At 40.7% G+C, this 9,635-nt stretch carries 6 protein-coding genes; 5 read left to right on the top strand and 1 reads right to left on the bottom strand.

All coding sequences use genetic code 11. The features are described from left to right. Window positions 1–630: 630 nt before the first annotated feature. A complete protein-coding gene (locus IQ224_RS18215) occupies window positions 631–1,818 on the bottom strand; it encodes a glycosyltransferase (protein WP_194033320.1) in 1,188 nt (395 codons plus the stop codon). A gap of 299 nt (window positions 1,819–2,117) precedes the next feature. Between IQ224_RS18215 and IQ224_RS18210 the strand changes: the two genes are divergently transcribed. From IQ224_RS18210 to IQ224_RS18190, 5 genes are all read left to right on the top strand, one after another. After that, window positions 2,118–3,341, top strand: a complete 1,224-nt coding sequence (locus IQ224_RS18210) for an NAD(P)/FAD-dependent oxidoreductase (protein WP_194033319.1) — start codon at window positions 2,118–2,120, stop codon at window positions 3,339–3,341. 30 nt (window positions 3,342–3,371) lie between these two features. Beyond that, window positions 3,372–4,586 carry an S-layer homology domain-containing protein gene (locus IQ224_RS18205; RefSeq protein WP_194033318.1) on the top strand — a complete coding sequence of 405 codons (1,215 nt, stop codon included), beginning with the start codon at window positions 3,372–3,374 and terminating at the stop codon, window positions 4,584–4,586. A gap of 183 nt (window positions 4,587–4,769) precedes the next feature. Beyond that, window positions 4,770–6,998 carry a heavy metal translocating P-type ATPase gene (locus IQ224_RS18200; RefSeq protein ID WP_194033317.1) on the top strand — a complete coding sequence of 743 codons (2,229 nt, stop codon included), beginning with the start codon at window positions 4,770–4,772 and terminating at the stop codon, window positions 6,996–6,998. A gap of 80 nt (window positions 6,999–7,078) precedes the next feature. Beyond that, the gene (gene hemE / locus IQ224_RS18195; RefSeq protein WP_002743748.1) at window positions 7,079–8,131 is read left to right on the top strand and encodes a uroporphyrinogen decarboxylase; all 1,053 of its coding nucleotides are present in this window, start codon (window positions 7,079–7,081) and stop codon (window positions 8,129–8,131) included. Window positions 8,132–8,260: 129 nt separating this feature from the next. Further along, window positions 8,261–9,211, top strand: coding sequence for an NAD(P)-dependent oxidoreductase (locus IQ224_RS18190; RefSeq protein WP_194033316.1), 951 nt, complete (start codon window positions 8,261–8,263; stop codon window positions 9,209–9,211). Window positions 9,212–9,635 lie beyond the last annotated feature (424 nt).

The following is a 9,635-nucleotide window of genomic DNA, read 5'->3' as shown; positions in this document are numbered from 1 at the left end:
GCAAGGGATTTAATTGATTAGTTCGCTCTAGATCGAAAATAATTGACAAAAATCGCTAAATGCCTTTCTATATAAGGGTTCCATCCCTTATAACCCCCGTTCATTGCATAACACAAACCGAAGAGCCTTTATCTGTTGACTCCTCTAGGTGGTGTTAATTCTTATTGCTCCTTATTGAGAATAGGTTTTGATGCCATTTTTGGTGCTTTACTGTTTCTCAAATGCCTTTTTTCGCTCCTTATGTTTATTTTTATGCTCACTTTGATTTTTTCTCTCCGTAATTTCTCTCTGTGACAGCTTAGGGTGCGGAATGTGGGTTAAATTAGGAATTATTTCCTTGTTGCAAGTAACGCACCACACCTATTGCATGAGCAGAAAACGGGTTTCTCGGAGAAACCCGTTTTCTGTGCGGTATAATTAATTTGCAAGAGTTCTTATCTATAGCCCTATTTTAAAAGGGTTTTACTATTATTCAGCCATCCCTAATTAAGTAGATAGGTATTAAAAACTTTCAGATCCCTCCGCCCCCCTTATTAAGGGGGGACTAAGGGGGGATCGGCACCCCCCTTATTAAGGGGGGACTAAGGGGGGATCGAACCTAAAATCCATTTTTAATTTAATTATAACCAGCTAATTAGGATAAACTCGCCCTTTCCAACCTCCCCCTTGACCGCGCCAATAACGCAGGGCAGAATCGACGGTCATTAAACTATAAAAGAGGGCAATTAGGGGTAAAGTTAAAGCCCGCAGGGGGGATAATTTATATAGTCTTAAAGTCGGGCTATAGGAAAGGGCGATTAGTAATAAGGTGACGGCGCTAATTATGATAATTGATGTTTCTTTTAAGACCAATCCCCAGATTAAGCCCAAGGGGGCGGCTAAATAGGTTAAAAACATCCCGAAAATTGTGCCAATTAACCAAAGTGTTGAGTAATTTAGTTGTGTAAAGGCGGTGCGGGCTACCATATTCCAAATGCTGGCTAAATCGGGATAGGGACGGAGACTATAGGTGCTTTTTGTTAATCCTAACCAGATGGATTTCTCGCTATTTTCGGGGTGATTTTGCAGATATTTTTTAACTGCAATTGCCAAGGAACAATCATCAATTAAAGCTTGTTTAAGAATCTCAATACTGCCAATCTTTTCTAGGATATCTCGGCGAATTAAAATGCAACCCCCAGCGGCGGCTGCTATCGGGGAATTAGGATTATTAACTAGGGGAAAAGGATAGAGTTTCTCGAAGAAAAAAACAAAGGCAGGAATAAGAAATTTTTCCCAAAAACTGTCACAGCGTAGCAACACCATCAGGGAAACTAAAGCTTGTTTTTCCTGTACTGCTTTAGTAACTAATTGGGTTAAATTATCCGGTGCGTGGGCAATATCGGCATCGGTAAATAGAAAATAATCGGGTGCAAATTTCTCGGTAGCCTCTGTTATTCCCTGTTTCATTGCCCATAATTTACCCGTCCATCCTATCTCTAAAGGTTGTCCATAAATAATAGTTATTTGTCCAGATTTATGAGATTGCTGGGCAATTTCTTGGGCAACTTTTCCAGTGCCATCACTGCTTTGATCGTCAATTAAAATAATCGAAAATTCTCCTTGATAATCTTGGTTAAAGAGGGAAGTTAAACTGATAGGTAAAACGTCGGCTTCGTTTCGTGCGGGGATAATTGCCGAGACTTTTGGATAATTTGTTAAGGGAGAAGTGACAGGATTAATTTTTTGGTTAGATAGCCAAAACTGTCCCCTGGCTAAGATTAAATATAACCAAATTATCAGCGATAGGAAAGTAACTAATAATAATAAAAATGTCATAAGTTAGTCGGCCTTTCGATGAGGGAATGGGGAACAGTTTAAAAAGAGTAAGTAGGTAGGTGTTAAAAGTTGTCAGACACCCCCCTTATCAAGGGGGGCAGGGGGGATCCCCCCGCCTATCGGCACCCCCCTTATTAAGGGGGGCAGGAGGGATCGAACCTAAAATCCATTTTTAATTTAATTATAACCAGCTACTTATCAAATTTAGATGCACAACAGCTTAACCAGTTTGGGGTTTAACAGAGGGCATTTAGGGTAAAATAGAAGCAAGTTAGCAAGATTAGGCGAGGGCGTAAATCATGGATTATGATGTCGTAATTATTGGGGGCGGACCGGCGGGAGGTCACTGTGGTAGATTATTAAGTGAAAAAGGTTATCGTGTTCTTTTAGTGGAACAACATTCTAGTTGGCAAGATAATAATTTTTCTAGTGCCGCTTCTCCCCTAGAAATTTTAGAACAATTCAATCTCCCCGAAACCGTAGTGGCTAGGTTTTGGAAAAATATCGAAATCATCTCCACCAGCATACATCATTTTTGGTCATCACCGCAACCTTTAGGGGTAGTTTTTGATTTTGCCAAGTTGCGAGAGTTTTTAGCCGCAGAAGTGCTGCGTTTGGGGGGAGAAGTTCGTTTAGGTTGTCGTTATCTGAAATATGAACAAACGGAGAATCAGCTAACTGTTTTCTTGAAATCAAAAGGCGAGAAAATCGAGACAGTTACTACTCGTTTATTGGTTGATGCTACTGGATACGCTAGAGCAGTTATGTATAAATATAGACGAGAAAAACCTGATTTTTTAAAGGGGGTAGGTATTGAATATTTAATTGCTGTGCCAGAAGTAGATTATCAAAAATATCAAGATAATTTAGTATTTTTTATCGGTCATAAATGGAGTCCTAAAGGTTATAGCTGGATTTTTCCTATGGATAATCAGCAATTAAAAATAGGAGCCGCTTGGTTAGAGGGAGAACATCCTTATATTTCTGAAGTTAAGCCTTTAAAAAGTTATATTATCGAGATAATAAAAGACTACATGAACTTAGATAATTATGATCTAGTAGAGCAACACGGTTCCATCGTGGAATATTCCTCTGGACTGCAAGATATTTACTATAAAAAACCAAATATTATCGCCATAGGTGATGCAGTTTCAACTATTAATGCTTTAGGAGGGGAAGGTATTCGCCATGCTATGAAAGGAGCCGAAATTGCTTGTCAATATATGGAAGAATATTTACAGGGAAAATCGAGTAATTTTGCCGCTTATCAACGGAGGATGCAAGAATATTTTCAACCCAAATGGAATTTATCTGCTCGCCTCAGTCGCAAAGTTTATTTAAAATATAGTGATGCGCGTATTGATCAAGGATTATCCTATCTCAAGCACCTTTCCACCCAGGATATAATCGACGTTTTATTCTACTACAAATTTGAAAAATACACAAAAGGGTTAGGAGGATTTCTGCTGGGGAAATTACGTCAATGGTGGCGCAAAATTTTTCCTAGTCAAAAACCTGAGTAAATAGGCTAGGATAAAGCTAAGGAAACAATATTGGTAAAGACCGTGAGTAAGTTTATTCGCTACAGTACAATTATCACTCTGCTGGGCATTTTAGCAGCCTGTACTGGCAATCCTGCCCTAGAAAATCGTCTGGCTGCCGATCCTAATCTACAAACAAATCCCATACCAGAAAACTCTCCTAATAACCAGCAATTACCCGCAAATTTTCCCGCAGAAATTCCTCGATATAGTCAATCAGAATTATTATCCGTGCAGACAAATCCTGATAATACTGGTGGACAAACCCGTTGGCAATCCAACGATCCCAGCAATGCGATCGAGGCTTTTTATCAACAGGAATTAGTTAATAATAATTGGGAAATTATTAATCCCTTTTCTGGGGAGGGAGTTAATAGTACCCTAACGGCCCGTCGAGATAATTTAGAGTTAACTATCACCATAACTGCCACTTCTCCCAATACCGAATATAGCCTCGATTATCGTCCAATAGGAACCCCGATTGCTTCCCCTAGTCCCTCCCCTAATCCCTCCCCTATTTCTTCCCCCTTGCCAAATCTTAATCCCACCAGTTTTAACGATCTCGAATCCTTACCTAATCCCTTAAAGAGCCACATTCAAGACTTAGCTAAATTAGGAGTATTAACAGGTAATAATAATCAGTTTAACCCTAATGACACAATAACGCGCCGAGAATTTGCCCGATGGTTGTTACAGGCTAATAATGCCATTTATGCTAATGTAGCGGGTAAACAAATCCGTTTAGCTACTCCCAATAGTTCCCCAGCTTTTAGTGATGTTAAAAATAACGATCCCGATTATATTTATATTCAAGGATTAGCGGAAGCGGGGTTAATTCCCTCTCCCTTAACGGGAGATAGTAGCTCCCTTTTATTCCGTCCCAATGCTCCTTTAACCCGGGAAGATTTAATCGCTTGGAAAGTGCCATTAGATATCAGAAAAGCTTTACCGAGCGCCAATCTTGATACGATTAAAAATACTTGGGGTTTTCAGGATACCAATAAAATTAACCCGCAGCTGGTGCGCGCTCTTTATGCCGATTTTCAAAATGCCGAACAAGCCAATATTAGGCGAGTTTTTGGTTTTACTACCCTATTTCAGCCAAAAAGACCAGTAACTCGCGCTGAAGCTGCCGCTACTTTATGGTATTTTGGTTTTCAGGGTGATGGTGTTTCCGCTGCCGATGCTGTGCAAGGTCAAGATACGCAACAGAGTGGGGTTAATTGAAATTTGTCCACAAAAATTAAGGGTGTGTTAGGAAAATATAAGCACTCTTTTTGACATTTCTTCATATCTATTTAGAAAAATTAACAAAGGATTCTTGACCCTGCAGCTAGGGGAATATTTTATCCTAAAGATATAACTCTGCTGCAGGGGATTTTGTTGCTGACTTCCGCTGCTATTAACATTATGACCCATCAAACTCTCAAACTCGTCGGGATGAGTTGCGCTGGTTGTGCTAATTCGATCGAGCGGATAATTAAATCTATCCCCGGAGTGATTCGATGTCAAGTTAATTTTGCCATGGAACAGGTGGAGGTGGACTATGACCCCAAGCGTACCGATCTTAACACTATTCAAGCAAAAGTTAGGGATGCCGGTTTCCAAGCGACACCGATAACGGAAATTAATCTCGAATCCAGTCCAGAAAAAGAACTTCTCACTAAACTATCGATCGCTATTGTTATTAGTATTATACTTTTTATCGGTTCTTTACCGATGATGACAGGTTTATCTCTATCTTTTATTCCCCATTGGTTACACGATCCTTTACTACAATTAATTCTCGCTACTCCCGTCCAATTTTGGTGTGGTCAAAGTTTTTATAAAAATGCTTGGAAAGCTTTTAAAAATCGCACTGCTACCATGGACACTTTAGTAGTTTTGGGAACCAGTGCCGCCTATTTTTATTCCCTGTTTTTAACCTTTGGGAGCGATTTTATCGAAAAACAGGGTTTTAATTCCCATGTCTATTACGAAGCATCAGCTATTGTCATTACTCTGATTTTACTCGGTCGTTTCCTCGAAAAACAGGCCAGAAAAGAAACGGCTGCCGCGATTAAACAATTAATGGGATTACAGGCCAAAACTGCTAGGGTGATTAGGGAAGAACAGACGCTAGATCTACCAATAGAAGAGGTGAAAGTAGGAGATATAATTTTAGTGCGTCCCGGGGAAAAAATTCCCGTCGATGGCATAATTATCCAAGGCAGTTCTAGCATTGATGAATCGATGGTGACGGGGGAAAGTTTACCCGTGCGAAAAACCGTCAATCAACAGGTAATCGGGGCGACAATTAATAAAACTGGTAGCCTACAAATGCAAGCGTTACGAGTGGGAAAAGAGACGGTTTTAGCCCAGATTGTCCAATTAGTACAAACTGCGCAAGCATCAAAAGCACCTATACAAAGATTAGTCGATCGAGTGACTGCTTATTTTGTGCCGGTGGTGATGATTATTGCCGTAATAACTTTCCTATTTTGGATTCTCCGCACGGGTAATCTCACCCTCGCTTTGATTACAATGGTGGAAGTCCTAATTATCGCTTGTCCCTGTGCGCTAGGATTAGCTACACCCACCTCGATTATGGTGGGAACAGGACAGGGAGCAAAACAGGGAATTTTAATTAAAAATGCCGAAAGTTTAGAATTAGCTCATGGTATTACTACTATTGTCCTCGATAAAACGGGAACTCTCACCCAGGGTAAACCAACGGTGACGGACTTCTTGACTCGCGAGGGGGTGAGGGATGGACGGGAATTATCGCTGCTGCAGTTAGTCGTATCGGTGGAGAATCATTCTGAACACCCGCTAGGAGAAGCAATAGTTAAATATGGGCAGTTAAACCAGATTAAAACCCTGGAAGTAAGCGAATTTGACTCAATAACTGGGTCAGGAGTGCAGGGAAAAGTCGGGTCAGATTTCGTGCAAATCGGTACACAACAATGGTTAGAAAGTCAAGGGATCGAAACAAAAGTTCTTAAAAAAGTCGCCCACGATTGGGAATGGCAGAAAAAAACCGTGGCTTGGATAGCGGTTAACGGGGGTTTAGAGGGGGTGATCGCCATTTCCGACGTTTTAAAACCTTTTTCTTCCTTAGTGGTCGCCAAGCTCAAAAAAATGGGCTTAGAGGTGATGATGATGACGGGGGACAACCTCGAAACCGCAGAAGCGATCGCCAGCGAGTTGGGTATCCGGCGCTTTTTTGCCGCACTCCGTCCCGAACAAAAAGCCGAAAAAATCGAATATTTGCAGAAAAAAGGGAAAATTGTCGCCATGGTTGGCGATGGTATCAATGATGCGATCGCATTAGCCCAAGCGGACTTAGGTATTGCTATTGGCACGGGGACTGATGTAGCGATCGCTGCAAGCGATATAACCTTAATTTCGGGAGATTTACAGGGAATTGTGACCGCTATTGAGTTAAGTCGGGCAACAATGCGAAATATCAAAGAAAATCTCTTTTTTGCTTTTATTTATAACTTGATTGCCATTCCCATCGCTGCCGGAGTCCTCTATCCTTTTCTGCTCAATCCGATTATTGCCGGTGCTGCCATGGCTTTAAGTTCCCTTTCCGTGGTGACAAATGCTTTACGATTGCGTCGAGTTCATCCCAGGGTGGGGAATAATTTTCGTTAACAATTCTTAAGGAAAAACCAGAAAAATTAGCTGTACGGGGGATGATACCGTAGAAAAGGCAATAGAATAATCATCGTGATATGACTGACTCCCCTGAAATACCTTATTTATTACGCGCTGCCAAAGGAGAAATCTTACCCCGTCCTCCCGTGTGGATGATGAGACAAGCAGGACGTTATATGCAGATTTATCGAGAATTGCGCGATAAATACCCCAGTTTTCGGGAAAGATCGGAAAATGCCGATTTAGCGATCGAAATCTCCCTGCAACCTTGGCGCGCTTTTCAACCAGATGGGGTGATCATGTTCTCCGATATCCTCACTCCCCTAGCAGGAATCGGTATTCCCTTTGATATTATCGAAAGTAAGGGACCGATTATCGATTCTCCCATTCGTACTCAAGCGCAGGTGGACCAACTTAATCCCCTCGATCCCGATCAGTCTTTACCTTTTATCAAAACGATTTTAAAAACCCTGCGTCAAGAGGTGGGAAATAAATCCACTGTCCTCGGTTTTGTCGGAGCACCTTGGACTTTAGCAGCATACGCAGTGGAAGGGAAAGGTTCTAAAAGTTATTCTGTGATTAAAGGGATGGCTTTTTCGGAACCCTCGGTACTGCACCAATTTTTAGATAAATTAGCGGATATGATTGCCACCTATGTCCGTTATCAAATTGATTGTGGGGCGCAAGTGGTACAAATGTTCGACTCTTGGGCGGGTCAATTAACTCCCCAAGATTACGATGTTTTTGCCTTACCCTATCAACAAAAAGTAGTTCGTTTGGTGAAAGAAACCCATCCCGATACACCGTTAATTCTCTACATTAGTGGCAGCGCCGGCGTTTTGGAAAGAATGGGTAAATCGGGGGTTGATATTATTAGCGTCGATTGGACTGTCGATATGGCGGAAGCGAGACAGCGTTTAGGTAAAGCGATGATGGTTCAAGGTAATATCGATCCGGGGGTTTTATTCGGTTCCCAGTCGTTTATTCGCGAGCGGATTATTGATACTATTCGGAAAGCGGGTAATCAAGGTCATATTCTCAATTTAGGTCATGGTGTTTTGGTGGGAACTCCTGAAGATAACGTGCGTTTCTTCTTTGAAACTGCTAAACAATTTAGTTATCAGGACTAGGGAACATGGGGTGGGGAAACGGGGAAATGGGGGAATTCAACTAAAACCCTAAAACCCTAAAACCCCAACACCCCAACACCCTTTTTACTTTCAAACTGTCCCCTAAATTCTGCTGGATCAATTAAAATAATGAAAAAAATATTTCTAACGGGTGTGAGTGGCTGTATTGGGCATTATATCGCTGAAATTTTACTGGAAAATCCTGACTATGAATTATATTTTTTAGTGCGTAATCCAGAGAAGTTAAAATTTACTTACAAAGGGCGATCAAATGTTCATATACTTTTAGGCGATATGCAAAATATCGAGGTATATGCCGAGCTTTTAAAAACAATGAATATAGCGGTTTTAATCGCTACCAGTTGGGGAGGAGAGGAGGAAAGTTATCAAATTAATGTGGTAAAAACCCTAGAATTAATTAGTTATTTAGATGCTCAAATCTGCGAGAAAGTCCTCTACTTTTCTACCGCCAGCATTCTCAATCAAAATAATCAACCTTTACCCGAAGCTGGCGAGATAGGAACTAATTATATCCGCACTAAATACATTTGTTATAGCAAATTTACTGACCTAGAAATCGCCGATAAAATTATTACTTTATACCCCACTTTTGTCTTAGGTGGTGACGAAAATAAACCCTACTCTCATATCTATGGTGGTTTACCGGATGTGTTGAAATATATCGGTTTAGTGCGTTGGTTTCAAGCTGATGGCAGTTTTCATTTTATCCATGCCAAAGATATAGCTCAAGTGGTGAATTATTTAATCGAAAATCCCGCACCGGAAAGCAAAATTGTCCTAGGCAATCAACGCACGACAGCTAACCAAGCAGTGGAGGAAATCTGTACTTATTTAAACAAAAAAATCTATTTTCGCATTCCTTTATCTTTAACCATTGCTAACTTTTTTATCAAAGTTTTTAACTTGCAGATGGAAGCATGGGACCGTTTTGCGATGAATTATCGCCACTTCACCCACATTAAAACCTATACTCCTGCTGATTTTGGTTTAAAAAACTATTGTTCCACCCTCGATGATGTTTTAGCCTTGCGAGGAATTCCCCGAAAAAACCCTAAGTAGAGGGAACGGAAAAATATCTATAATTAATTCTGTCTGGATACTTACAGCGTTTCCCTAAAGATGAAGTCTAACCTAATGTCTCTCTTAGGTTTGGTGGGTAAAATGTATTTTAAGATACAGTGTTGCCGGCGAGTGAGTGGAACGAACCACAGAGACACAAAGGACACAAAGATCGATCACTACTATATAAGTTATCACACAAAGATAAGAGAGCCACCTAATTCCGCGACTGACTCCCCAAAACGAAAACTTCCCACCTCACCATTAAGATAACTGCTCTATCGGTGATTCTTGAATCCCACATTCCGCACCCTCAACTGTCACAGATCAAAAAAGCCATTAAAGTAGTACATAATAACTAAAATTAATTCAAAGGTTAAAAGGGTTAATGAGAATATATAGCATTAAAAGGGGTATGGAGCGA

The organism is Microcystis sp. LEGE 00066 (assembly GCF_015207925.1).
GTDB lineage: Bacteria > Cyanobacteriota > Cyanobacteriia > Cyanobacteriales > Microcystaceae > Microcystis > Microcystis ichthyoblabe_A.
The sequence above is the reverse complement of the archived record's forward strand: the minus strand, read 5'-3'. Positions and strand labels throughout refer to the sequence as shown.

What these genes read in the sequence shown, in the direction of transcription:
- IQ224_RS18215 (WP_194033320.1), bottom strand. Translation starts at nt 1,818, where the DNA reads ATGACATTTTTATTATTATTAGTTACTTTCCTATCGCTGATAATTTGG.
- IQ224_RS18210 (WP_194033319.1), top strand. Translation starts at nt 2,118, where the DNA reads ATGGATTATGATGTCGTAATTATTGGGGGCGGACCGGCGGGAGGTCAC.
- IQ224_RS18200 (WP_194033317.1), top strand. Translation starts at nt 4,770, where the DNA reads ATGACCCATCAAACTCTCAAACTCGTCGGGATGAGTTGCGCTGGTTGT.
- hemE (WP_002743748.1), top strand. Translation starts at nt 7,079, where the DNA reads ATGACTGACTCCCCTGAAATACCTTATTTATTACGCGCTGCCAAAGGA.
- IQ224_RS18190 (WP_194033316.1), top strand. Translation starts at nt 8,261, where the DNA reads ATGAAAAAAATATTTCTAACGGGTGTGAGTGGCTGTATTGGGCATTAT.